At 63.9% G+C, this 26,349-nt stretch carries 11 protein-coding genes; 5 read left to right on the top strand and 6 right to left on the bottom strand.

Annotated elements, in window-relative coordinates:
* The first annotated feature begins 255 nt into the window (after nt 1-255).
* Together acnA and RA302_RS14530 are read left to right on the top strand one after the other, a co-directional pair.
* Nucleotides 256-3,057, top strand: coding sequence for an aconitate hydratase AcnA (gene acnA / locus RA302_RS14535; protein ID WP_007727883.1), 2,802 nt, complete (start codon nt 256-258; stop codon nt 3,055-3,057).
* A gap of 180 nt (nt 3,058-3,237) precedes the next feature.
* Nucleotides 3,238-3,804, top strand: coding sequence for a TetR/AcrR family transcriptional regulator (locus RA302_RS14530; RefSeq protein WP_003944970.1), 567 nt, complete (start codon nt 3,238-3,240; stop codon nt 3,802-3,804).
* Nucleotides 3,805-3,864: 60 nt separating this feature from the next.
* On the opposite strand, the gene RA302_RS14525 is transcribed toward RA302_RS14530, so the two are convergent.
* Nucleotides 3,865-5,496: an ABC-F family ATP-binding cassette domain-containing protein gene (locus RA302_RS14525; protein WP_003944932.1), complete on the bottom strand. Its 1,632-nt coding sequence runs from the start codon at nt 5,494-5,496 to the stop codon at nt 3,865-3,867.
* Nucleotides 5,497-5,625: 129 nt separating this feature from the next.
* Between RA302_RS14525 and RA302_RS14520 the strand changes: the two genes are divergently transcribed.
* A complete protein-coding gene (locus RA302_RS14520) occupies nt 5,626-6,411 on the top strand; it encodes an SDR family oxidoreductase (protein ID WP_030536396.1) in 786 nt (261 codons plus the stop codon).
* 10 nt (nt 6,412-6,421) lie between these two features.
* The gene (locus RA302_RS14515) at nt 6,422-7,552 is read left to right on the top strand and encodes a lycopene cyclase family protein (RefSeq protein WP_030536397.1); all 1,131 of its coding nucleotides are present in this window, start codon (nt 6,422-6,424) and stop codon (nt 7,550-7,552) included.
* Between the two features lie 14 nt (nt 7,553-7,566).
* Here RA302_RS14515 and RA302_RS14510 read toward each other — a convergent pair whose 3' ends face one another.
* A complete protein-coding gene (locus RA302_RS14510) occupies nt 7,567-8,538 on the bottom strand; it encodes an alpha/beta hydrolase family protein (protein WP_030536398.1) in 972 nt (323 codons plus the stop codon).
* Nucleotides 8,539-8,678: 140 nt separating this feature from the next.
* Between RA302_RS14510 and RA302_RS14505 the strand changes: the two genes are divergently transcribed.
* On the top strand, nt 8,679-9,527 hold the full coding sequence (locus RA302_RS14505; RefSeq protein WP_020907736.1) for a Ku protein: 849 nt from the start codon (nt 8,679-8,681) through the stop codon (nt 9,525-9,527).
* 1 nt (nt 9,528) lies between these two features.
* Here RA302_RS14505 and RA302_RS14500 read toward each other — a convergent pair whose 3' ends face one another.
* From RA302_RS14500 to RA302_RS14485, 4 genes are all read right to left on the bottom strand, one after another.
* Nucleotides 9,529-23,814 (bottom strand): non-ribosomal peptide synthetase, encoded by a 14,286-nt coding sequence (locus tag RA302_RS14500; protein WP_030536399.1) that lies wholly within the window; start codon nt 23,812-23,814, stop codon nt 9,529-9,531.
* A gap of 339 nt (nt 23,815-24,153) precedes the next feature.
* Nucleotides 24,154-24,576, bottom strand: a complete 423-nt coding sequence (locus tag RA302_RS14495) for a metal-sulfur cluster assembly factor (protein WP_003944963.1) — start codon at nt 24,574-24,576, stop codon at nt 24,154-24,156.
* A complete protein-coding gene (sufU, locus tag RA302_RS14490; protein WP_003944894.1) occupies nt 24,573-25,076 on the bottom strand; it encodes a Fe-S cluster assembly sulfur transfer protein SufU in 504 nt (167 codons plus the stop codon). Before sufU ends, RA302_RS14495 begins: the two co-directional genes overlap by 4 nt.
* A 3-nt stretch (nt 25,077-25,079) precedes the next feature.
* Nucleotides 25,080-26,345, bottom strand: coding sequence for a cysteine desulfurase (locus tag RA302_RS14485; protein WP_003944865.1), 1,266 nt, complete (start codon nt 26,343-26,345; stop codon nt 25,080-25,082).
* Nucleotides 26,346-26,349: the final 4 nt, after the last annotated feature.

Here is a 26,349-nt window from a genome sequence, read left to right as displayed (position 1 = left end):
GCAGGCCCGCAGTCTGCATGAAGATTGTTTCGGTCAACTTGCCCTGAATTCTCACAGGACAAGCGTACTGTTAGACTTGGACCAAGAGGTACCACCGGTCAGGACAGGTTCTACTGCAGCTCCGATGTTCGGACAGTTCTCACGCGAACTGTGCGATTGGCGTGAGCTACGGAGGATCTTCCCGGCCGAAGTACCTCGCTTCAGCTGCCGACACAGCCCCGTCGGTAGCGACCCTCATAGACGAGTGGAGCAGACGTGAGCACCAGTATCGATTCATTCGGAGCCAAGGGAACCCTCGAGGTCGGTGAGAACTCTTACGAGATCTTCCGCCTCTCGGCCGTCCCCGGCACCGAGAAATTGCCCTATTCCTTGAAGGTTCTCGCCGAGAACCTTCTCCGCACCGAAGACGGCGCCAACATCACCGCGGATCACATCCGCGCAATCGCAAGCTGGGATCCCTCAGCCGAGCCGAGCATCGAAATCCAGTTCACGCCTGCCCGCGTGATCATGCAGGACTTCACCGGCGTTCCTTGCATCGTCGACCTCGCCACCATGCGTGAGGCCGTCACCACCCTCGGCGGCGACCCGAACAAGGTCAACCCGCTCTCCCCCGCCGACATGGTCATCGACCACTCGGTCATCCTCGACGTCTTCGGCCAGGCCGACGCACTCGAGCGCAACGTCGACCTCGAATACGAGCGCAACGGCGAGCGTTACCAGTTCCTCCGTTGGGGCCAGGGCGCATTCGACGACTTCAAGGTCGTCCCCCCGGGAATGGGCATCGTTCACCAGGTCAACATCGAGTACCTGGCACCCACCGTCATGTCGCGTAACGGACAGGCATACCCCGACACCTGTGTCGGCACCGACTCGCACACCACGATGGTCAACGGCCTCGGCGTGCTCGGCTGGGGCGTCGGCGGCATCGAGGCCGAGGCAGCAATGCTCGGCCAGCCCGTCTCCATGCTGATCCCCCGCGTCGTCGGCTTCAAGCTCTCCGGTGAGATCAAGCCCGGCGTCACCGCAACCGACGTCGTGCTCACCGCCACCGAGATGCTCCGTAAGCACGGCGTCGTCGGCAAGTTCGTCGAGTTCTACGGCAACGGTGTTGCCGAGGTTCCGCTCGCGAACCGCGCGACGCTGGGCAACATGAGCCCCGAATTCGGTTCCACCGCAGCGATCTTCCCGATCGACGCCGAGACCATCGAATACCTGCGCCTCACCGGCCGCAGCGACGAGCAGCTCGCTCTCGTCGAGGCGTACGCCAAGGAACAGGGCCTGTGGCACAACCCCGACAAGGAACCCGTCTTCTCGGAGTACATCGAGCTGGATCTGGGAACCGTTGTTCCCTCGATCGCCGGCCCGAAGCGCCCGCAGGACCGAATCCTGTTGTCGGAGTCCAAGACTGCGTTCCGCAAGGACATCCACAACTACGTGGAAGAGAACCACCCGACCGAGCACACCCAGCTCGACGAGGCCGTCGAAGAGTCCTTCCCGGCTTCCGATCCCGCGGTTCTGTCGTTTGCCGACGACGGAGCGGTCGACGTTCTCTCTGCTGCCAACGGTGCAGAAGGCCGTCCGAGCAAGCCGGTCGTCGTCAAGTCCGACGCCGGTGAGTTCGTTCTCGACCACGGCGCCGTCGTCGTTGCAGGTATCACCTCCTGCACCAACACGTCCAACCCGTCGGTCATGCTCGGCGCTGCACTGCTCGCACGCAACGCCGTCGAAAAGGGCCTCGCCACCAAGCCGTGGGTCAAGACCAACATGGCTCCCGGTTCGCAGGTCGTCACCGACTACTACGAGAAGGCCGGCCTGTGGCCGTACCTCGAGAAGCTCGGTTACTACCTCGGTGGTTACGGCTGCACCACGTGCATCGGTAACACCGGACCGCTGCCCGAGGCAGTCTCGAAGGCGATCAACGACAACGACCTCTCGGTCACCGCGGTGCTCTCGGGTAACCGTAACTTCGAGGGACGTATCTCCCCCGACGTCAAGATGAACTACCTGGCTTCCCCGCCGCTCGTGATTGCCTACGGCCTCGCCGGAACCATGGACTTCGACTTCGAGACCGATTCGCTCGGTAACGACACCGACGGAAACCCCGTCTACCTCAAGGACATCTGGCCGTCCACGCAGGAAATCGAAGAGACGATCAAGTCCTCGATCGACCAGGACATGTTCCGCAAGTCGTACGCCACCATCTTTGCGGGCGACAGCCGCTGGCAGAACCTCGAAACCCCGAAGGGTGACACCTTCGAGTGGGACGAGAACTCCACCTACGTGCGGAAGCCACCTTACTTCGACGGCATGACGATGGATCCGGCTCCGGTCAAGGACATCAAGGGCGCTCGCGTCCTCGCACTGCTCGGCGACTCGGTCACCACCGACCACATCAGCCCGGCAGGTCCGATCAAGGTCGGTACCCCCGCTGCGCAGTACCTCGACTCCCATGGCGTCGAGCGTGCGGATTACAACTCGCTCGGCTCGCGTCGCGGTAACCACGAGGTCATGATTCGCGGAACGTTCGCGAACATCCGTCTGCGCAACCAGCTCCTCGACGACGTCTCCGGTGGTTACACCCGCGACTTCACGCAGGAAGGCGCACCGCAGGCATTCATCTACGACGCGTCGCAGAACTACCAGGCAGCCGGCATCCCGCTGGTCGTCCTGGGCGGCAAGGAGTACGGCTCCGGATCCTCGCGTGACTGGGCAGCCAAGGGCACGAGCCTGCTCGGCGTCAAGGCCGTCATCACCGAGTCGTTCGAGCGCATCCACCGCTCCAACCTGATCGGCATGGGCGTTGTCCCGCTGCAGTTCCCGGTCGGCGAGTCCGCAGGTTCGCTCAAGCTCGACGGCACCGAGACCTTCGACATCGAAGGTGTCGAGAAGCTCAACGAGGGCGTCACCCCGAAGACCATGAAGGTCACGGCGACGCGCGAGAACGGCGAGAAGGTCGTGTTCGACGCAGTCGTACGCATCGACACCCCCGGCGAAGCGGATTACTACCGCAACGGTGGCATCCTGCAGTACGTGCTTCGCAACATGATCCGCGGCTAGTAGGCACTACGTGCCTGTGAGCACTTTCGGCCCCTGACGGGTCACAAAGCGCTCACGACCACTTTCGCCGGAAGGCGAACCAGGTTTCATCGGTGGTCGTGAGCGCTTTGTGCACTGAGTCGACATTCAGCGCCTACGGCCGAAAGTGTTCACAGGCAACCCGACAAAGGAGGGATGCCCGTGCCCAAGGTCAGTGAAGACCATCTCGCGGCACGGCGCAGTCAGATCCTTGACGGCGCCCGCCGCTGCTTTGCGGAATACGGCTACGACGGCGCCACAGTTCGCCGTCTCGAAGAAGTCACCGGTTTGTCCCGCGGAGCGATCTTCCATCACTTCAAGGACAAGGACGGCCTGTTCCTCGCTCTCGCAAGCGAGGATGCGAGCCGGATGGCAGATGTCGTCGCCGAAGAGGGCCTCGTCCAGGTCATGCGGGACATGCTCGCGCAGCCCGACCAATTCGATTGGCTGGGAACGCGACTGGAGATAGCGCGTCGACTGCGCAACGACGCCGATTTCCGCGAGAAGTGGTCGCAGCGCTCCGTAGAACTGACGGAAGCGACCAGTGCGCGCCTCGCCAGACAGAAATCGGCCGGTCGGCTCCGTGACGACGTCCCCACCGAAATTCTGATCGGGTATCTGGATCTGGTGATGGACGGCCTGGTCGCGAGAATCGCCTCCGGCCACGGCGTCGACAACCTGTCAGCGGTTCTCGATCTAGTCGAGGAATCGGTGCGGCGGAGAGATTGAGGGGCTTCGCCCCTGTGCGCCTTTTTGGTAGTTCCCACTACCAAAAAGGCGCACAGGGGGTTAGGCGAGCTGGATCAGCTCGAGGTACTCCTGCGACCAGTGGTCCTCGTTGCCGTCGGGCAGGAGGATGACCCGCTCGGGGTTGAGGGCCTCGGCAGCGCCCGGATCGTGGGTGACCAGGACGACGGCACCGGTGTAGCTGCGGAGCGCGTCGAGCACCTGCTCGCGCGAGATCGGGTCCAGGTTGTTGGTGGGCTCGTCGAGAAGCAGAACGTTGGCAGCCGAAGACACCAGACCGGCCAGAGCCAAACGCGTCTTCTCACCACCCGAGAGCGTTCCGGCCGGCTGTTCGAGCTGCGGGCCGGTGAACATGAAGGCACCGAGCAGCGAACGCAGTTCCTGCTCCCCTGTGTCCGGCGCGGCGTGGCGGATGTTCTCCCAAACGGACGCGTCGTCGTCGAGGGTGTCGTGCTCCTGAGCGAAGTAGCCGACCTTGAGTCCGTGACCGGCGATCAGCTCACCAGCGTCCGCCTTCTCCGCGCCCGCGAGGATGCGGAGCAGCGTGGTCTTACCTGCACCGTTGAGTCCGAGGATAACCACACGAGACCCACGATCGATCGCGAGATCGACACCGGTGAAGATCTCGAGCGAGCCGTACACCTTGGTGAGGTTCTTGCCCATCAGAGGAGTCTTGCCACAAGCGGCGGGTTCGGGGAAACGAATCCGCGCAACCTTGTCCGAGACACGTTCGGCATCGAGGTTCGCCATCAATTTGTCGGCTCGCTTGGCCATGTTCTGAGCCGCGACGGCCTTGGTTGCCTTTGCGCCCATCTTGGCGGCCTGAATCCGCAGCGCACCGGCCTTCTTCTCGGCATTGGCGCGCTCGCGGCGACGACGCTGCTCGTCCGTGGCACGAGCGTCGAGGTACTTCTTCCAGTTCATGTTGTAGACGTCGGCCTCACCGCGGACGGCATCGAGGAACCACACGCGGTTGACGACGTCGTTGAGCAGGTCGACGTCGTGGCTGATGACCACCAGTCCACCCTCGTGGTTCTGGAGGAAGCCACGCAGCCAGGTGATGGAGTCGGCGTCGAGGTGGTTGGTGGGCTCGTCGAGCAGCAGAGTCGTGTCCGAGCGGGCACCGCTGCCGTCGGAGGCGGCGAAGAGGATGCGCGCCAATTCGACGCGACGACGCTGACCGCCGGACAGCGTGCTGAGCGGCTGCCCGAGAATGCGGTCTTCGAGACCGAGGCTGCTGGTGATGCGTGCAGCTTCACTCTCGGCTTCGTATCCGCCGAGGGCCGAGAACCGATCCTCGAGCTGACCGTACTTCTTGACCGCGCGGTCCTGCGATTCCTGATCGAGCACCTCGCCCATCAGAATCTGCTGCTTCTCCATCTCGCGGAGCATCGTGTCGAGGCCACGTGCGGAGAGAACCCGGTCCTTGGCGAGGACGCTCAGGTCGCCCTCTTTGGGATCCTGCGGGAGGTATCCGAGTTCACCGGTACGTACGACGCTTCCGGCATATGCCTCACCTTCGCCGGCGAGGATGCGCAGTGTGGTCGTCTTTCCGGCTCCGTTACGTCCGACGAGTCCGATCCGGTCGCCCGGCTGGATGCGCAACGAAGGCCCGGGAGCCGTGAGAAGGGTGCGGACACCGGCACGAACTTCGAGGTCAGTGGCGGTAATCAAGCAAACTCCTCAGGAAAAACGACGAATACGGGTAAACAATGCCTGACTACAGACACAAGAACTATCGATTTTACCGTGACCTGACGGTCGTTCCGACCAGCAGCGTGTGAGTCCGCTAACGTTCGGGACATGACTAGCGAAAACAGCACTCGTCCTCGCGACCTCGAAGGCCGTGCCGCCATCGTCACCGGCGCAAGTCGCGGAATCGGCAAAGCTGTCGCCGCCGAACTCCTCGCTCGCGGTGCCGACGTCTTGATCACAGCCCGCAAGCCGGAGCCCCTCGAGGCCGCCGCATCCGAGCTGTCCGCTCTGGGGCACGGCGGAAAGGTCGTCGCATTCGCGGGCAACGCAGCCGATGCCGAAGCCCGCTCCGGTGCCGTCTACCGCGCCGTGTCCGAATTCGGTTCACTCGACATTCTGGTCAACAACACCGGAATCAACCCCGTCTTCGGTTCGCTCATGGAAGCGGACCTCGACGCCGTGCGCAAGATCTTCGACGTGAATGTGGTTGCCGCCCTCGGTTACGTCCAGCAAGCACATCGGGCATGGATGGGCGAACACGGTGGAGCCGTCGTGAACCTGGCAAGTGTGGCCGGGATCCGGTCGACGGGCGTCATCGCGGCGTACGGCGCGTCGAAGGCTGCGCTCATCCGCCTGACGGAAGAACTGGCCTGGCAACTGGGACCGAAGATTCGTGTCAACGCCGTAGCTCCCGGGATCGTCAAGACGCAGTTCGCGGCAGCCCTGGTCGCTGCCGGCGAGGACAAGGCGTCGGCGGGCTACCCGATGAAGCGGCTCGGCACCCCCGAGGACGTTGCCGGTCTGGTCGGCTTCCTCGTCTCCGACGCGGCGGCGTGGATCACGGGCGAAACGGTCCGGGTCGACGGCGGTCTGCTCGCAACGGGATCGATGTAGTGCGCCGGTCGTGAGCACAGACAACTCTTCCGCCGACGTGGTGATCGTCGGTGGCGGCCCGGCCGGGCGGGCACTCGCCACCCGCTGTATCGCCCGGCAACTCACCGTCGTCGTTGTCGATCCGCATCCCCATCGGGTGTGGACGCCGACCTATTCGGCGTGGGCTGACGAGCTGCCGTCGTGGCTGCCGGTCGATGTGATCGCAAGCCGGATCGAACGCCCGAGCGTGTGGACCCGCAGACAGAAAACGCTTGATCGCACATATTGCGTATTGAATACATCTTTACTGCAATCATTTCTCTCGGGCACATCCGTACAGTTCAGAGCCTTGCGTGCTCAAACACTGTCACCCACCGCCGTCCTGTGCGTGGACGGATCGCAGCTGAGGGGATCAGTCGTCATCGATGCCCGAGGTACCGAACTGACGGTGACAACAGCGCAGCAGACCGCCTTCGGAGTGATCGTCGACCGCGCTCTGGCCGATCCGATTCTGGGTAGTGGCGAAGCCTGGTTCATGGACTGGCGACCAGACAACGGCGCCTCCGACGCCGACACTCCGTCGTTTCTCTATGCGGTCCCACTCGATGACGAGCGAGTTCTCCTCGAGGAGACCTGCCTCGTCGGCCGGCCGGCGTTGGGGCTCCGCGAACTCGAAGCGCGTCTGCGCACCCGGCTTCGCAATCGGGGCTGCGAAGTCCCCGACGACGCACCGGTCGAGCGGGTCCGTTTTGCAGTCGAAGGCCCGAAGGAGTCGTTCCCCGACGGTGTACTCCGTTTCGGCGGGCGAGGCGGTCTGATGCATCCGGGAACCGGATACAGCGTTGCCTCGTCACTCGCCGAGGCAGACGCTGTCGCCAAAGCAATCGCCGACGGTGGAGATCCCAACGCGGCGCTCTGGCCGCGGTCGGCCAAGGCGGTGTCTGCCCTTCGCCGCGTTGGCCTGAACGCACTTCTCAACCTCGGCTCGAGAGAGGTCGCGACATTCTTCGACACGTTCTTCGATCTACCGGTCGAGGCTCAGCGGTCCTACCTGTCCGATCGGCGGGACGCGTCCGCGACGGCGAAGGTGATGGCAACCCTGTTCCGATCGTCACCGTGGCACGTCCGAAAGACGTTGATGCGCGCGCCGTTTCTGAGGTGAGCACTCCGGACCGACTACTGCGCTCCCATCGAGCCGGCGATCATCGGCCAGGAATTGTGTAGGTCGTCCTGCCAGTAGCCCCACGAGTGGGTTCCGGTCGGCTTGAAGTCGAAGGTCGCGGGGATGCCCAGTGCGTTCAGTCGGTCCGCCAAGCCGTGCGTGCACCCGTTGACCGCGGATTCGATGATGCCGCCGACGACGATCTGATTAAGGAGGGCTCCGGGATTTCCGTTCACATCGGGTGCCTGGAGGTTGTCGTGCGGACCTGGCAGACCGGATCCGCTGGAAACGTACAGTGCGGTCCCCCGCAACTTCTCCGCGTTCACGACCGGATCGTTCTCGCGCCACCCCGGACCGTCGAACGGTCCCCACATGTTTGTCGGATCAGCGCCACCCCGCGCGCCGACCACCAACCGCACATAGTCCTGACCCGGCTGCGTGGAAGTCTCCGCGCACCCGCTGTAGGCCCCGACACTCCGATAAAGCCCTGGTGCCGAGATCGCGAGATTGAGTACCGACGTCGCCGTCATCGAAATCGCCGCGATGGAGTTGACCCCGTTGGTACCGAACTGCGCATCGATGACGGGCGGCAGTTCGCGAGTGAGGAACGTCTGCCACTTGTTGCGCCCGAGTACGGGATCGTCTTTCTGCCAGTCGGTGTAGTAGCTGAACGCTCCTTCCAGCGGCGTCACGACGTTGACGTTCTTGTCGGCGAAGAAATCCAGGACATCGGTCCGTCCTTCCCACGTTGCACTGTCCTCGCCGCCACCGGCACCGTTGAGCAGATACAGCGTCGGGCGTGGCGCACTGGTGTCGGCGGGGAGGATCACCTCGAGAGGTATGTCGCGGTCCATCGCTTCCGAATGAACAGTGATCCGGACGGTACGGGCCGGATCCGCGCCCGCATGCCAAGGAGCCAACAGCAACGAAACCAGTGAAATCGCCAGCGCCGCGGTGACGCGTCGACGGTGGGTTCGGATTCTCATCGGAGCGTCCCCCCAGGTGTGCGAGTCGGGTTCTCGAAGCGGATACCCGCTCGATACGCCCCGAACCGACCCATCCACACGCAACGGTTCGGGATCAACCGTGATCGTTTGCCTCGCGCAAACGGCCGGCGGCGACCATCATGGGAGGCATGCGCTCGATTTGGAAAGGCTCGATAGCCTTCGGTCTGGTCAACGTCCCGGTCAAGGTGTACTCGGCGACCGAGGACCACGACATCCGATTTCACCAGGTCCATGCAAAAGACGGTGGCCGCATCAAGTACAACCGTGTGTGTTCCGAGTGCGGAAACACGGTTCAGTTCGCGGACATCGACAAGGCGTACGACTCGGAAGACGGATCGCGCGTCATCTTGAGCGACGAGGACTTCAACAAACTCCCGGCTGCGGAGAAGCACGAGATTCCGGTGCTGGAATTCGTGCCGAACGATCAGATCGATCCGATCTTGTTCGAGAAGAGTTACTTCCTCGAACCCGATTCGGCGTCGCCGAAGGCATACGTCCTGCTTTCGACTGTACTCACCGAGAGTGATCGAACAGCACTGGTGCATTTCACTCTGCGACAGAAGACGCGCCTGGCCGCGATGCGCGCTCGCGACGGCGTCCTGGTGATCCAGACGTTGCTGTGGCCCGACGAAGTTCGCGCAGCAGAGTTCCCTTCGCTCGACGACGTGGAGAAGCCGAAGGCCAAGGAACTGAAGATGGCGCAGACGCTCGTCGAGAGCATGGCGGGCGATTTCGATCCGACCGAGTTCACCGACGACTACCAGCTCCAACTGCGGCAGTTGCTCGACGAGATGATCGAGAACGGCGGCAAGAAGGTCATCCCCGCCGCCGAGGTCGACCAAGAGGGCACCGATGCGGAGGTGGTCGACCTGGTTGCCGCACTGCAGCGCAGTGTGGACGAAGCGAAGTCGAACGCCTCCAAGGCCGGCTCGTCGAAGTCGACCACACCGAGGAAGAAACGAGCCTGAGTCAGCCGCGCACGTCTTGGACCTCGATCAGAGCGTCCAACTCTGCGTCGACGTCCGGGGCCGCGTGACGACCCGTTCCGACCGCAAGGTTGATCACGGGTCCGATCGCCTCCAGACCTGCCTCGGTGAACATTTCGGCGTGTGACGTGGGCACCGGACGGTCGATGATCACCCCGGAGACGAACGGTCGCCACGCCGACGCGGTTCGCAGCGGGTCGAAGGTGTCGGCGTGTGCCGAGAAGAACAGCAGATCGCCCACGAACTTGCCCGGGCGGTATCGGTGAGCCAGTTCGGCGCCTGCGGAGTATTCCTCGAACAGTCGCTCGATCCGATCGCTCGAGACCAAAGGGTGATCGCCGATGGCTTCGAGCAAGAGCGCTTCGGCGTCCTCGGGTGTCAGATCACGCTCGCCGGTGTCCGGGACCGAGATCCCCAACCCGCCGATCAGTTCGGCGAGAGAAGGCTGCGCGCCCGCCATCGTCGGGTCTTCGAGAACGAAGCTGTCGAGCAGAATCAGGTCGGCGACGCTCTCACCCGCGGCTTGCAACTGCACCGCCGCCGCGTGAGCGATCAATCCGCCGATGGACCACCCCAGCAGGTGATACGGACCGTGCGGCTGAACTCCGCGAATTTCCTCGACGTACCGCGCCGCGAAGTCCTCGATCAGCTCCGCCCGAAATTCGGAGTCCGTCAGGACCGGCGACTGCAGGCCGTAGAGCGGCCGGCTGGAGTCGACGTAGCGATCGAGCGCTCCGTAGCACCAGGCCAATCCGATGGCCGGATGGATGCAGAACAGTGGCTCGGCGCGGCCTTCCGGACGTAGTGGCAGGACTACCGCAAGTGCGGAGGTATCCGCGTCACTTGTCACAACTGTTGCCTCGAGTTCGAAGAGTCTGCGCGCCAATGCCTCCGGAGTCGGGTCGGAGAATATCCACGCGACGGGGACGGTCATGCTGGTGCGTTCTTTGATGGCAGCGACCAAACGCGTTGCCATGAGTGAGTTGCCGCCGAGTTCGAAGAAACTCGAATCGGCGTACGTGTCTACGTCGGCCAGATCGAGTACCTCTGCGAAAGCAGCGCAGATCGCGATCTCGTCGCTGCCTTCCGGACTGCGTCCACTCGGCGACTCCCAGTTGGGAGCAGGCAGAGCGCTGCGATCGAGCTTGCCCGCCGGTGTGGTCGGGACTGCGTCGATCACGACAACAGCGGACGGGATCATGTGCGCAGGCAGCGATATACCTGCGTGACGGCGTAGCGCGGCGGCGTCGAAGTCCGCATGTGCCGGGACGACGTACGCGACGATCCGAGCGTCGACGCCCTCCCCGACGACGACGCTGACAGCCGAATGCACGGACGCTTCCGCTGCCAGCACCGCGTCGATTTCTCCGAGTTCGATTCGGAACCCTCGGATCTTGACCTGGTGGTCTGCGCGTCCGAGGTAGATCAGTGCCCCTGAGCGATCTTCGCTCACAAGATCCCCGGTGCGGTACATCCGAGCGCCTTCGGGTCCATGCGGGTCGGCGACGAAGCGCGCGGCTGTGAGTGCGGGGTTGCCGAGGTACCCGCGGGCGAGACCGTCGCCGCTGACGTAGAGCTCACCGACGACCTGGCCGGGAACCGAGTGCAGTCGGGAATCGAGAATCATCGCGTCCACGCCGCGGATCGGACCGCCGATCGTCACGGGCTCCCCCGCGACCAGCGAATCACTGATGGTGACTGCGACGGTGGCCTCGGTCGGGCCGTACGCGTTGAACATTCGGCGCCCCGGTGCCCACCGAGATACGAGGTCGGCGGAACAGGCGTCGCCGCCGACGACGACGGCTTCGAGATGGTCGAGCCCGGCGGGATCGACAGTCGCCAAGGCGGCTGGAGTCACGAAAGCATGGGTGATCGTCTGCTCGTCGAGCAGTTCGTGCAATTCGACACCGCCGAGAACTGTCGGAGGCGCTATCACCATCGTTGCGCCGGCGCCGAAAGCCAGAAGGAGCTCGAGAACCGACGCGTCGAAGCTCGTCGAGGCGAAGCTCAGAGCGCGAGAGTGCGCGGTGACGCCGAAACGCTCCCGCTGTTCGTCGGCAAACGCTGCCAGTCCCGCGTGAGTGACCAACACGCCCTTGGGTTTTCCTGTCGAGCCCGAGGTGTAGATCAAGTAGGCCGGGTTGTCGAACTCGAGTGGCGCGTCCGGCAGTGTCTCGGAATGGACTGCCTCGATTTCGGTGGTGAATTCGATCGCATCCAACTCGATCCACGATGTGACGCCAGGAAGGTCGGCCGCATACTCGCCCCTGGTGATACCGAGTACCGCTCCACTGTCGGTGAGCATGTGCTCGATCCGCTCGGCGGGGTACGCCGGATCCACGGGAAGAAACACTCCGCCGGCTTTCGCTACGGCCCAGAGCGCGATCACATAGTCGGCCGACCTCGGAAGCGCCAGTGCCACCATCATTTCCGGCGCTATTCCGCGAGCGATCAACGCAAACGCCATAGCGTCGGAGCGTCGGTCGAGTTCGCCGTACGTGAGCGTGACGGATGTGGCGACGTCGACGATTGCCGGAGCGTGCGGATCGGCAGCGCCGCGAAGCAGCAACTCCGGCAAGGTCAAAGCATCGCCGGCCGGACGTCCGGGCAACGCACGCAGGCGACGTCCCGCAAGATCCACGTCACCGACGACGGCGGAGGGCTGGGCAGTCAGTGTCTCGACGATCGTTTCCAGCATCACTGCAAACGACTCCGCCGTATCGGTGTCGAAGAGATCCTTCGCGTAGGTGAGGGAGGCCTCGTAGCCGCCGCCTTCCTCCGCGGTCTGTTCGACAACGGTGAACTGCAGGTCGTACTTGGCGATGTCCGGTGTGATCTCGTGGGCACGAACGGCAAGTCCAGGCAGGTCCCACGTCGTCGGGTGGGCGCCGTGGAACGAGATCATCGTCTGGAACACCGGATGACGGTCGGTGCTCCGGGTCGGCGCCACCACGTCCACGACCTGCTCGAACGGAATGTCCGCGTGGGCGAAGGCGTCGAGATCGACGGAGCGGACAGTACGCAGAACGTCGACGAACGTCGACCCGGGATCGACCGTCGTGCGCAGTCCGACCGTGCCCACGAACATTCCCACGAGGTCGTCGAGAACTCGGTGTCCTCGCCCGGCGACCGGAGATCCGATCACGATGTCGGTGCTTCGACTCAGCCTGGACAGCAGGACGGCATAGGCAGCGTGCAGCACCATGAACGGCGTCGCCGCATTGGCTCCAGCAACCGCCTCGACCGCGATCCGGGTGTGCGCCGGAAGCGAGACCGCGGTGTGGGCACCGCTCAACGACTGGGTGAGCGGGCGCGCTCGATCGCTCGGAAGGTCGATCAATTCAGGTGCGCCCCGCAACGTCTCCCGCCAGTACGACGCCTGTGCCCCGAGCACGCTCGCGGATTCGTTCACCGCGCCCAGCGCTTCCCGCTGCCAGATGGCGAAGTCCGCGTAATGCACCTCGAGCGCGGTGAACTCGGGAGCGTGTCCCGAACTTCTCGCGACGTAGGCGGTGAGCACGTCCTTCATCAACGGCGCGATCGACCATCCGTCCGCCGCGATGTGGTGGATCACGATGACAAGTGTGTGGTGCTGCGGCGTCGATTCGAGCAGGAGCGCGCGAACGGGAGCTTGGGTCGTGATGTCGAATCCGCGCGACGCGAATTCTCTGGCTAGCTCTGCCGGTTCACGGGTGTCCGCATTTCCGTACTCGAGCGAGGTGAATGCATCCTGGATCACCTGGTGTGGACCGGAGTCGGAGTCGGGGAACACCGTGCGCAGGATTTCGTGCCTTTCGATCACATCGAGGACCGCAGCTTCGAGGGCCGGCACGTCGAGTGCACCGTCGAGGGAGATCGCAGCAGGGACGTTGTACGCGGGTGAGCCGGGATCCATCTGGTTGAGGAACCAGATGCGTGCTTGCGCGTAGGACAGCGGAATTCGCTCGGGGCGGTCTACGGCGGTGATCGGTGGAAGCGCCTTCGCCCCGGCGGATGTGTCGAGCGCGGTGGCAAGTTCCCGAATTTCGGGGTGCTCGAACAGCATTCGGACAGGCACCTGCCTGCCCAACGACTCGCCGAGTCGCTGGGCCAGTCTGGTGGCGAGCAGTGAGTTGCCACCGAGTTCGAAGAAACTGTCCGACGCACTGATCTGTTCGATACCCAGCAGTTCCGCCACGACGCCGGCAACCTGGAGTTCGGTCGCGGTCGTCAGCGGCTCGACACTTCGCTCGGGCGAACGCAGTGTCGGCGCCGGCAATGCCGATCGGTCGAGCTTCCCGACGGGGGTCAGCGGTACGTGATCGATCGGGGTGATCGCCGACGGCACCATGAAGGCGGGCAGTGAGCGGCGCGCATGGCTCAGCAACTCGTCCATCTCGACCGCATCGGCACCGAGCACTACGTACGACGCCAACATCGTCTCACCGGAAGCTGCGTCGACGCCCACGGTGACCGCGAACTCGACGCCGGGGTAAGTGCTGAGGACGGAGTCGATCTCGCCCAGTTCGATGCGGAATCCGCGCACTTTCACCTGGTGATCGGAGCGCCCGACGTATTCGATCGTCCCGAGCGGCGTCCACCGAACCAGGTCACCGGTCCGGTACATGCGGGTGCCGGCCGGGCCGAACGGCGCTGCCACGAATCGCGTCGCCGTCAAGGCGGGTTGGTCGAGGTAGCCGCGGGCAAGTCCCAGGCCGGCGATGTAGAGCTCACCGGTGACCCCGACAGGTACCGGCTGAGCCGAGCCGTCGAGAATTACCGCGGACACGCCGCGGACGGGCCCGCCGATGGTCACGGTCTCCCCCACGCTCAAGGCATCACTGATGCAGACCATGACGGTGGTTTCCGTCGGCCCGTAGCCGTTGAACAATCGGCGACCCGGTGCCCACTTACGGACCAGTTCGGGTGGGCATGCCTCGCCACCGACAACGATCGACTGCAAGACGTCCAGCCCGGTGGGATCGACCGAGGCCAGCGCTGCCGGTGTGATGAACGCGTGGGTCACCTGGTGATCGGTGACCAATTCGGCGAGGTCCTGGCCGCCGTAGACGTCGGGAGAGGCGATCACCATCGTCGCGCCTTCACCGACTGCGAGCAGCAGTTCGAGGATGGATGCGTCGAAGCTCGGTGAGGAGAAGTGCAGCGTCCGCGACTGCGCCGAGATGCCGTAACGCGCCGTCTGCTCGGCCGCCAACGCGCTAAGGCCACGATGAGTGATGCTGACGCCCTTGGGCTTTCCCGTCGATCCGGAGGTGTAGATGATGTAGGCGAGGTTGTCGATTCGGATCGGCGCGGCCGGAACCGGCTGCCCGACACCGTCGCCGTGGATGTCGTCCATTGTCATCCACGGAACCGGGCGGGGCAGTGATTCGATCACCGCTTCCGTCGTCACTCCGCGAGTGGCTCCGGAGTCGGTGAGCATGTGCAGAATGCGATCGGCGGGGTATCGCGGATCGACCGGAACAAACGCGGCGCCGGTCAAGGAAACGCCCCACAAGGCGACGATCGAGTCGATCGAGCGCGGAATCGCGATCGCCACAATGTCTTCGGCACCGATCCCTTCCGTGGTCAGACGGCGGGCAAGCGCCGATGCACGGGCGAAGAGATCTCGGTAGAGCACGGTGGTGTCACCGGATCGAAGGGCCACCGAATCGCCTGAACGGGTGGCGGTCCGCGTCAATATTTCGGCCAAGGTGCGCGAACTGGTCCACGCCGGACCTCGTACCGGCATCAGCGACGCCCGCTCGAGGGTGCTGAGGAAATCTAGGTCGTCGATCGCGGCGTCCGGATCTGCGGCGACGGCGCGGGCCACCGACTGCACACGCGCGGCGATCGTTTCCGCGGTGGCAATGTCGAAGAGCGCCTCGGCGAACCTGAGCGACCCGGTGATCTCGGTCTTCTCGGAATCGCCTGCCAGCAGGGTGAACTCGAGGTCGAACTTCGCGACGGACGGTTCGAGTGCTTGCGCTTCGAGATGCGCGTCGTGGACCGTGACCTGCGGCGAGACCACATTCTGGTGGTACGACAGCATGACCTGAAACAGGGGGTGTCGCGTAGTCGACCGGTCGAGATCGAGGGCGTCGACCAGCACCTCGAAGGGCAGCTCGGGGTGCGCAAAGGCGGCAAGGTCGCGCTCACGGACGACCTCGAGCAGGGAGGTGAACGGCGCTCGGTGATCGACCGGCGTGCGAAGCGGTACCGAATTGACGAACATCCCGATCAGGGAATCCAGCTCGGGTCGCCCGCGGCCTGCCACCGGGGTGCCGACCACCACGTCGTCGGTTGCACCGAGACGCGCGAGAACAACCGCCAGGATCGCGTGTACGACCATGAACTGCGTCGAGCCACTGCGCCTCGCCAAGGCGGCGAGACGCTCCCCGGTCGCCGCGTCGATGACGATCGGCACCGATCCGACGGCGGTCGTGGAGACAGATCCGCGTGGGCGATCGACCGGTAGCAGTACCTCGTCCGGGGCACCAGCCATGGCAGTGGTCCAGAAGGTCAGTTCGCGGGCAACCAGAGACTCCTGGTCGCCGACCTGTCCGAGCGAGTCTTGCTGCCACACCGCGTAGTCGGCGTACTGCACGTCGAGCGGTGTGAAAACCGGGGCGTCTCCAACGACGCGTGCGGAGTACGCCGCGACGAAATCTGTCGCAAAGGGAGTCAGGGACCAGCCGTCGAAGGCGATGTGGTGGATGACGACGACCAGTACGTGAGCGCCGGCGTCCTCGCGCACCAGCATGGCCCGAATCGGCAGATCCGAACCGAGATCGAACCCACACGCCGCGAACTCCGTCGTCGCCGCGTCCACACCTTCGGATCCGCAGTAGCGCTCGACGGAGAACTGCACGTCGGAGAGCGCTCGGATGACCTGGCTCGGGCCGTCGGCGCTGTCGACGTAGATCGTTCGAAGCACCTCATGGCGTGCAATGACGTCCGCAAGCGCCTCCTCGAGTGCATCGCCGTGGATGTCTCCGGTGATGCGGATCGCGAACGGAATGTTGTAGACCGCGGACTGGGGGTCGAAGCGATTGACGAACCACAGGCGCTGTTGCGCGGCGGAGAGCGGTAGGCGGTCCGGCCGAGCGCCGGCGCTCAGGGCAGGTCGATCGTCTGATTCTTCGGCGCTCGCCGCCAGACGTGCAGCGAGCGCTTCGACGGTCGGCGCTTCGAAGATCGAGCGAACGTCCACCGTGAGTCCCGTCGCTGCGCTCAACCGCGCGGACACCTGCGTCGCGACGAGCGAGTTGCCCCCGAGATCGAAGAAGCTGTCTCCGGCCCGGACCTCGGGCACGTCGAGCAGTGAAGCGAACACGTCGGCAACGGTTCGTTCGAGTCCGGCCTCGGGTTCACGGCCCGTTCCGAGGATTTCGCGCGGTATCGGCGTCGGCAACGCTCTGCGATCGAGTTTGCCGACCGGAGTCAACGGAATGGCGTCGATCGGGGTGATCGACGACGGAATCATGTACCGCGGCAGCGTGTCGGCGAGTCCCACGAACAGCGACTCGATATCAGCGTCGCCGCTCAGCAACACGTACGACGCCAGAGTGGTACCCGCGGCGGATTCGACGGGAATCGTCGTGGCGAACTGGACGAGAGGGGAATCCATCAGAGCAGCGTCGATCTCGCCGAGTTCGATGCGGAACCCGCGGATCTTGAGCTGATGATCGCTGCGGCCCACGTAGCGAAGGGTCAGGTCCTTGGTCCAGCGGACCAGGTCACCGGTTCGGTACATCCGGGCACCGGGCGTCGAGTACGGATGCGCGACAAACCGATCCGACGTCAGCGCGGGACGAAGGTGGTAACCACGTGCAAGGCCCGGCCCACCGATGTACAGCTCGCCGACGCCGCCGATCGGGACCGGTTGCAGCCGAGAGTCGAGCACCACGGCGTCGATTCCGCGGATGGGACCGCCGATGGTGATCGGCTCCCCCGGTGAGAGTGGGTCACTGATGGCAACCATGACAGTGGTTTCGGTCGGACCGTATCCGTTGTGCAGTCTGCGCCCGTTGCCCCAGCTCGAGACCAATTCCGGCGTGCACACGTCGCCGCCGACGACTACGCATTCCAGTGACGTCACGCCCGCCGGATCGACGGTCGCCAGCGCAGCCGGAGTGATGAAGGCATGAGTGACCTCGCGGCTTCGGAGGAACTCGCTCAACGCCTCCCCTCCGTAGATGTCGGGAGGGGCGATCACCATCGTCGCGCCGGTCGAACCGGCGAGCAGTAGCTCGAGTACGGCGCCGTCGAAGCTCGGTGACGCAAAATGCAGAGTTCGCGACCCGGCGGTGATCCGGTACCGATCCTGTTGTTCGCGAGCAAGATTGGCCAAACCCGCGTGAGTGACGACGGTGCCCTTCGGCACTCCGGTCGAGCCGGACGTGTAGATGACGTACGCAGCCGACGCCGCAGTGATCGACGCTGTTCTGTCAGCGTCGTCGATGGCAGCGTCGGAGTAGGCGGCACATTCTGCAACCGTGTCCGCGTCGCCGAGGTCGATCCAGACTGCGACGTTCCCACCGGCTGCCGGACCAGCCGCAACCTCGGCGGACCGAATTCCGATCCGCACACCCGAATCCTCGAGCATGTGCGCAACTCGATCTGCGGGATAACGGGGATCGACCGGGACGAAAACGCCACCGGCTTTGGTGACCGACCAGACTGCGAGCACGGAGTCGACCGATCGGGCGACGGCCAGTGCGACCGGTGTCTCGGGGCCGACTCCCAGGTCCATGAGGTATCGAGCGATCCGATTCGATCGACGCTCCAGCTCCCCGTACGAGAGTGAGCGCTCGGAGTCTTCGAGGGCGATCGCGTCGGGATACGTCCTCGCGGTGTCCCCGAGGATCTGCGCCAGCGTCGATTCGCCCACCGAAGCCACACCGCGTCGCGGCAACGTCGCGGCACTCTCCCGCGATCCGAGTACACGAAGGTCACCAACCGATGCAGTCGGTTCCGACACTGCCGATTCCACGAGTGTCACGAAGTTTCGCGCCAACGCTTCGACGGTCGCGCTGTCGAACAGGTCGGTGGAATAGGTGAACGTGGCATCGATTCCTGCTGCGGCCCCGGCCTCGTGACGTTCGGTGACGGTGAGCTCGAGGTCGAACTTGGTCAGCCCCGTCTCGACTGCCCGCGCCGTCATCGACACCCCTGCCAGTTCGGCTGTGTGGGTGGTGGCTATCCGCGAGGTGATGGCCGCTTGAAAGACCGGGTGGTGTGCGGGCGAGCGGTCCAGTTCGAGCGCGTCCACGACGACGTCGAAAGGCACGTCCGCATTGTCGAAGGCATCCACGTCGACGGCCCTGACCTGTGACAGGTGTGCGGCGAACGTTGCGTCCCGATCGACGACGGTCCGCAGGGCAAGAGTGTTGACGAACATGCCGACGAGCAGATCGAGAGATCTGTCCCCTCGTCCGGCCACCGGTGTTCCGATGACGATGTCGTCCGTGCCGCTGTACCTGGCCAGAAGCAGGGCGAAGCACGCGTGCAGGGCGATGAACGGCGTGGCGTCGTGATCGGCGGCAAGTACAACGAGCTTCTGATGCGTGGAAGCGCCGATTCTGATGTCGACTCCGGCTCCGCGCATGGTCGGGTCGAGTGCGCGCGGACGGTCCGTCGGCAGGTGGAGCTGCTCGGGCGCTCCCGCCAGCTGCTGCTTCCAGAACGCGATCTGTGAGTGGGCAAGTGAATCGGTGGATGACGCGTCGCCGAGGTGTTCTCGGTGCCAGAGCGTGTAGTCGGCGTACTGCACCGGAAGGGGTGCCCACTGCGGGCTGTTGCCGCCGACGCGGGCGGCGTAGGCGCCGGTGAGATCAGCAGCCAACGGCGCGAGCGACCAACCGTCGGCCACCATGTGGTGCAGAACCACTACGAGGACAGCTTCCTCGTCATCGCCTTCCTTCTCGGCGGCGACAGTGATCAGCAGGTAGCGCACCGGACGTTCGCGGACCAGATCGAAACCGGCCGAAGAGAATTCGAAGATCACTCTCTCGAGGCTTCCGCGTTCCACGTCGATCGACTCGAGCCCTGCGATCCCCTCGCCCAGGCCCAGAACCTTCTGCGTCGCGTTGTCCCCGATCTGAGGAAACACGGTGCGTAGTGACTCGTGACGTGTCACGACGTCCACGATCGCGGCACTGAGTGCGTCGGGATCGACGGCGCCGCGCAACGACACCGCCAGTGGAATGTTGTACGCACCTGATTCCGGTGCCACGCGGTTCAGGAACCACAGTCGCTGCTGCGCGGGAGCGAGAGGCAGTACCGCCGGCCGGGCCACGACCTGAATACCGTCGGCGTCCGGGGTCTGTGCCGCACGCTCGATCGTCGCCGCGATCCCGGACACCGTGGGATGGTCGAAGAGTGCACGCAGCGGCATTTTAACCCCGGTGGCTTCGGTCAAGCGCGCTACCGCCGTCGTCGCTACCAGCGAGTTTCCGCCCAGATGGAAGAAATTATCGTCGAGTCCGAGCGGTCCACTACTCAGGATGTCAGCCAGAACCGCCGCAACCTTGCCCTCGGTCGGGGTCGTCGGGGGTCGGAAGACCTTGGTGGAGGCCAGGATAGGCGAAGGCAGCGCACGCCGGTCCAGTTTTCCGTTGGTGGTCAACGGAATCGAATCGAGGACCATGAAGGCATCGGGAACCATGTAGGTCGGGAGGGCTTCGGCGGCGTGAGCTCGGAGGGCTTCGGCGTCCACGACGTCGGAAGCGGTCACATAGGTCACGAGAGCGCCGCCCGCCGGCGTCGGAGCCACGACGGTCACGGCATCGTCGATTCCCGGCGCGCTGAGGATGACGGAGTCGATTTCGCCGAGTTCGATCCGGAATCCGCGGATCTTGACCTGCGCGTCGCCGCGTCCGAGGTACTCGAGTTGTCCGGGCGCAATCCATCGTGCGCGGTCGCCGGACCGGTACAACCGTCGTCCGCCGGCATTGAACGGATCGGCGACGAACCGGCCCGCGGTGAGGTCTGGACGGCCCAGATAGCCACGGGCGAGTTGACCGCCCGCGACATAGATCTCCCCCGCGATCCCCACCGGGACCGGGGAGAGATGCTCGTCGAGCAGGTACACACGAAGTCCGTCGATCGCGTCACCGATCCGGCTGCCGGTCAGCGCACTCGCGCTCGCCCGGTCGAGTTCGAGATGGGTGACGTGCACCGTCGTCTCGGTGATGCCGTACATGTTGACGAGTGCAGGCCCGGATTCCGTGTGACTTTCGTACCCCGGGTGATTGTCGTACCAGCGCCCGAGGCGACGAAGATCCAAGGCTTCGCCACCGAAGATCACGTACCGGAGCCGGGTCTCCGAATCGGCTCGAAGGTCGGCTTCGATGTACTGGTAGAAGGCCGAGGGCGTTTGATTGAGCACGGTGACGCCTTCTGCGGCGACCAGCGCCCGGAAGGCGTCAGGGTCGCGTGATACCTCGTGATCGACCAGGACCAGCGTTCCGCCGTGGAGCAGCGCGCCCCACAGTTCCCAGACCGAGAAGTCGAAGGCGAACGAGTGGAACATCGTCCACACGTCGTTGCCGTCGAATCCGAATTCGACGTGCGTGTTCTCGAACAATCGCACCACGGTGGCGTGGGTGACGGAGACACCTTTGGGTCGGCCCGTCGACCCCGAGGTGTAGATCACGTACGCCAGATTGTCGGCTCCGTGTCCGCGCGGGCGCTCATCGGTTTCCAGACTCTCACCGGAGTACTCGTCGGATTCGACCCCGACGACCACCACGTCAGAGTTCGGGAAGGCGGAGTTCGGGAAAGTGGAATCGGAGATGACGCACACCGGTTGCGCATCCTCGACCACGTATGCCAAACGCTCGGCGGGGTGCGCACGATCGAGTGGGAGGTATCCGCCGCCGGCCTTCACTACCGCGACAGCGGCAACGATCATGTCCACGGATTTCGGCAGCATGATTCCGACCAACGACTCGGATCGCACGCCATGATCGACGAGCTTGCGCGCCAACTGATTCGATCGTCGATCGAGTTCGCGGTACGACACGCGCTCGCTGCCCGCGACAACGGCGATCGCTTCCGGGGTCGCCCGAATGCGGTCGGAAAGGATCTCGGAGAGCGTTCGGACCGGGGTAATCGGCAGAACGGGCGGCACCAGCGCCTGGCGCGCCTCCGGGCGCAGTAGATCCACTGAGCCGAGCGCCGAGTGCGGAGTACCGACCATCGCGGTCAAGATTCGTAGATAACGGTCGGCGAGGTCCTCGGCTTGCTCCTTCGTGCCGAGCCAATCCAGAACACCGGAGATCGGCTGATCGAAATCGGCATGCTCACCAGTCGGAATCGCCAGGGAGACAAACAGTTCCGGCACGGTGGCCAGATCCGATCCGATAGGCGCACCGACCATGAGCCCCGGAAATCTCGGGTGAGCATCCAGCGGCTCCTCGAAACAGACCATCGCCCGGAACAACGGGCCCGTCTCGACCCAGCGGCCGTCACCGAGTGCGGCGGTCACCGAAGACAGAAGAATGTCTGCGTGTTCGAGAGCTTCGATTGCGACGGTGTCCACCGCACCGACCAGGTCGGTGAGCGTCATGGTGTTTGACACCGTCGAGCGAAGCACCAACTGGTTGGCGAACATCGAGACGAAATCGTCCGGATTGGAGGCGCCGTACCCTCGGACCGAGACGCCGATCGACACCTCGTCGGCCGAACCGACGCGGCGCAGCAGTCCGGCCATCGCAGACTGGAACAGCACGAACAGACTCGTGTTCATCGTCGTCGCCATCGTCTCGAGGCTCCGGCAGAGGCCTGCCTCGATCTCGAGGGGCGTGGACGTTCGACCGGATCCGGCGACGACCGGCAAACCCAGTTCCTCGGCGGGGTTCGACAAGGTCGCAGACCAGTACTCGACGTTGCGGGCGTGTTGAACTTCGGCGATCCATTTACCCGCGGCGTCGGGGTCGATATCCATCAATCGAGTTCCCGATTCCGCAGCGCAGAACAAGTCGAGGAACTCGAGGAAACGCCGGTGGTGACGCGAGATGTCCTCGTTGGTGTACAGGTCTGGATTCGCGGCGAAGTCGATCTGGATCTCTTCGGCTGCGGAAGTCTGATAGACGTTGACGGAGAGGTCTTCGATCGGCCCGGTCGAGATCACGTTCAGTTCGCCGTGCGCGTCCCCGAGAGTGATTCCGGAATGGAACAGCATGAGGTTGATCAACGGCCCGTGGAAGCCTCGTCCGTCGGCGATGCTGTGATCACCGGCGTTGAGGTCGCGTCGTAGGTCCTCGTGGCGGTACTTCTGATGACGCAGTGCGCCGGTGAGTTCGATCTTCACCTCGTGCAGCAGGTCCCCGACCGCGAAATGCGGATCGACGCTCGCACGTATCGGGACGACGTTCGACATCATTCCGCCGGACCTGCGAGCAGCTTTTGTCGTCCGCCCCGAGACCGGCAGGCTGAGGACCACGTCGCGGGTCCCGGTGGCCCGGGCGAGGTAAGCCGCCAGTGCACCGATCACCACTGACGACGTCGTCACGTCGTGGGCGGCGGCCAGCCGTTCGAGGGAGCTCCGCAGTTCCGTAGGTACCGTGGCCGACCGTAGGCGTGACCATGCCTGCGACGGAGCAGTCGAGGACGCGAGCGAGGTTCCGCCCGGCTTGTCGGCCATCTTGGTGTTCCAGTAGTCGCGATCGCGTTCCCACCGGGTTGAGCCCAGATAGTCGGCCTCTGCCTTCACCAACGATTGGAGGGGGGCAGTTACCGCTGGGGGAACTGGCAGATCCCGCACCGCGGCGGTGTAGATCTCGGCTGTGCGGTTCATCATCGACATCGCGCCGAAACCGTCGAGCGCCACATGATGAATACGGCTGTACCAGTAGTAATGGTCGTCGCGAAGCACCAGGACTGCCAGCCTGACCAGACGATCGGTGAACGGATCGATGGCGGTGGTGTGCTCTCTGCGCATCCATTCCTGCGCTGCAGATTCCGGATCCGATTCGGCGCGAAGATCGACCACGTCGAGGGAGTCGTCCATGTCGAGATCGAGCCACTGACGCGCAACCCCGTCCACCTCGACCAGGCGCAGATATCCGGAGCCGATCTCACGACCGGTCTGTTTGCTGGCAGCGGTCAGCAGCTCGATGTCGAGTGGGCCGTCCACGTCCACGTACTGAGCGATGCTGACGGGAATCTCGGGTCGAAGCTGTTGTGCGACAAGCAGGGAAAGTTGCGCGGCAGAAAGAGGGAAGGTGAGTTCGTCGTCCGGACGAGCTGCGGAAACGATTCCTCGGTCGGGACTGCCATCCACACGAATCTCCCTCTTACAACTTGATCATGATGCAAACAGGTTTATGCGTCCGCTGGACGCTTCGAACTGATCGGGGCACTTCGAAAATGAGACGAATACTTTGGAAAGCTCGGGTGGAAACTGGCTAATCGCCCGCCGGAGATCACATCGTGACAATCAGCTGCGATGTTACCGATCAGTCAGCTTCCAGCAAATATTCATCAAACAACCATTTGGGACTATTGTCCTGAATATCATGGCTAAAACGGCCCTATATAACAAACCGAAGCGCCGGTACCCGACGAACGGGCACCGACGCTCCGGTGAAATGTATTCAGTTGATCGTGCCGAGGTTGCTTGTCAGACCGTGAAGCCGAGTGCGCGCAGTTGCTCGCGTCCGTCTTCGGTGATCTTGTCCGGTCCCCACGGCGGCAACCACACCCAGTTGATCTTCATGTCGGTACACAGATCGCTACGCACAAGTGCGCCGCGCGCCTGGTCCTCGATCACGTCGGTCAACGGGCACGCCGCCGACGTCAAAGTCATGTCGATCGTGACGACACCGTCGTCTTCGAAGAGTCCGTAGACCAAGCCGAGATCGACGACGTTGATTCCCAGTTCGGGATCGACGACGTCGCGCATCGCTTCTTCGAGTTCGTCGAGTCGCTCAGGCGACGGGACAGTGCCACTGCCCTGTGCGCCACCGAATTCCGCAGTGGAATCGGGATTCGGATTCACCGGAGCGCCGACCTCGGCGTCCTGCACTGGTTGTGTCTCGGTCATGATCCCTGTCCTTCAGTCGTGTCGACCAATTCACTGCTGCTGTCCGCCGTCGTCACAGCACTGCCGTCGACAATCTGGACTACAGCATCCTTGAATGCCATCCATCCGAGCAAGGCGCACTTCACGCGTGCCGGATACTTCGAGACTCCGACGAACGCGATACCGTCGCCGAGAACGTCCTCGTCCCCCTCGACGGTGCCCCGACTGCTCACCATCTCGTTGAACGCCGTCACCGTCTTCAGTGCGTCGGTGACCTGCATCCCGATGACGAGGTCGTTGAGCACCGACGTCGACGCCTGGCTGATCGAACAACCCTGACCGTCGTACGAGACGTCGGAGACCGTTCCGTCCTCGGATATCTGGACGCGCAACGTCACCTCGTCGCCACACGTCGGGTTGACGTGGTGCACCTCGGCGCCGAACGGCTCACGGAGTCCGCGGCCGTGCGGATGTTTGTAGTGATCGAGGATCACTTCCTGATACATCTGCTCCATGCGCATGATTCAGTTCAACTCCCCTGCGACACCGAAAAATTCCTGCGCACGCTTGATCGCTGCAACGAGAACATCGATTTCCGCGGTGGTGTTGTAGAGCGCAAACGACGCACGGGCCGTCGCAGCGACACCGAACTTACGATGCAGCGGCCACGCACAATGGTGTCCGACGCGAATCGCGACGCCCTCGTCGTCGAGGATCTGTCCGAGGTCGTGGGCGTGAATACCGTCCACGACAAAGGAAATCGCTCCGCCGCGGTTCTCGGACGTCTGTGGTCCGATGATGCGCAGACCTTCGATCGCCGACAACTTTTCGAGAGCAGCCTCCACCAACACGTGCTCGTGCGCAGCGACGGCGTCCATCCCGAAGGTGTTCAGGTAATCCACGGCAGCGCCCAGTCCGACCACCTGTGAGGTCATCGGTACGCCGGCTTCGAAACGCTGAGGCGGCGGCGCGTAGGTGCTGACCTCCATGGTGACCGTCTCGATCATCGACCCGCCGGTGATGAACGGAGGCATCGCTGCCAGCAGTTCACGACGGCCGTAGAGAACTCCGACCCCCGAAGGGCCGAGCATCTTGTGGCCCGAGAACGCCGCGTAGTCCACTCCCAGTTCGTGGAAGTCGACGGCCATGTGAGGCACCGACTGGCACGCGTCGAGCACGACGAGTGCACCGACGGCGCGTGCTCGTCGCACCAATTCCTCGACGGGCGCGATCGCGCCGGTCACGTTGGACTGGTGGGTGAACGAAACGACCTTCACCGCGTCTGTCAGCTCCAGCGAATCGAGATCGATCCGGCCGTCGTCGGTGACTCCGTACCACTTGAGCGTCGCACCGGTTCGGCGCGCAAGTTCCTGCCAGGGAACGAGGTTGGCGTGGTGTTCGAGTTCGGTGATGACGATTTCGTCGCCAGGACCGACATGGCGGTCGAAGCGATCGTCACCGAGAACGTAGGTCACCAGATTGAGAGCCTCGGTGGCGTTCTTGGTGAACACCAACTCGTCCGAATCCGCGCCCACGAAAGAAGCGATGGTGGCGCGAGCATTCTCGTACGCGTCCGTCGCCTCTTCTGCGAGCTGATGAGCACCCCGGTGTACTGCCGCGTTACACGTGGTCAGGAAGTCCCGTTCGGCATCGAGAACCTGGACCGGACGCTGCGAGGTAGCGCCGGAATCCAAGTACACCAAAGGTTTTCCGTCGCGCACGGTTCGCGCCAGGATCGGGAAGTCGGCCCGAACCGCTGTGACGTCGAGCTCGCGCACCGAGGTGGTCATCGTG

It is taken from the genome of Rhodococcus sp. DN22, assembly GCF_036669995.1.
Classification (GTDB): Bacteria; Actinomycetota; Actinomycetes; order Mycobacteriales; family Mycobacteriaceae; genus Rhodococcus_F; species Rhodococcus_F erythropolis.
Note: the sequence above shows the minus strand (reverse complement) of the source record. Positions and strands in the feature narration are given on the sequence as shown.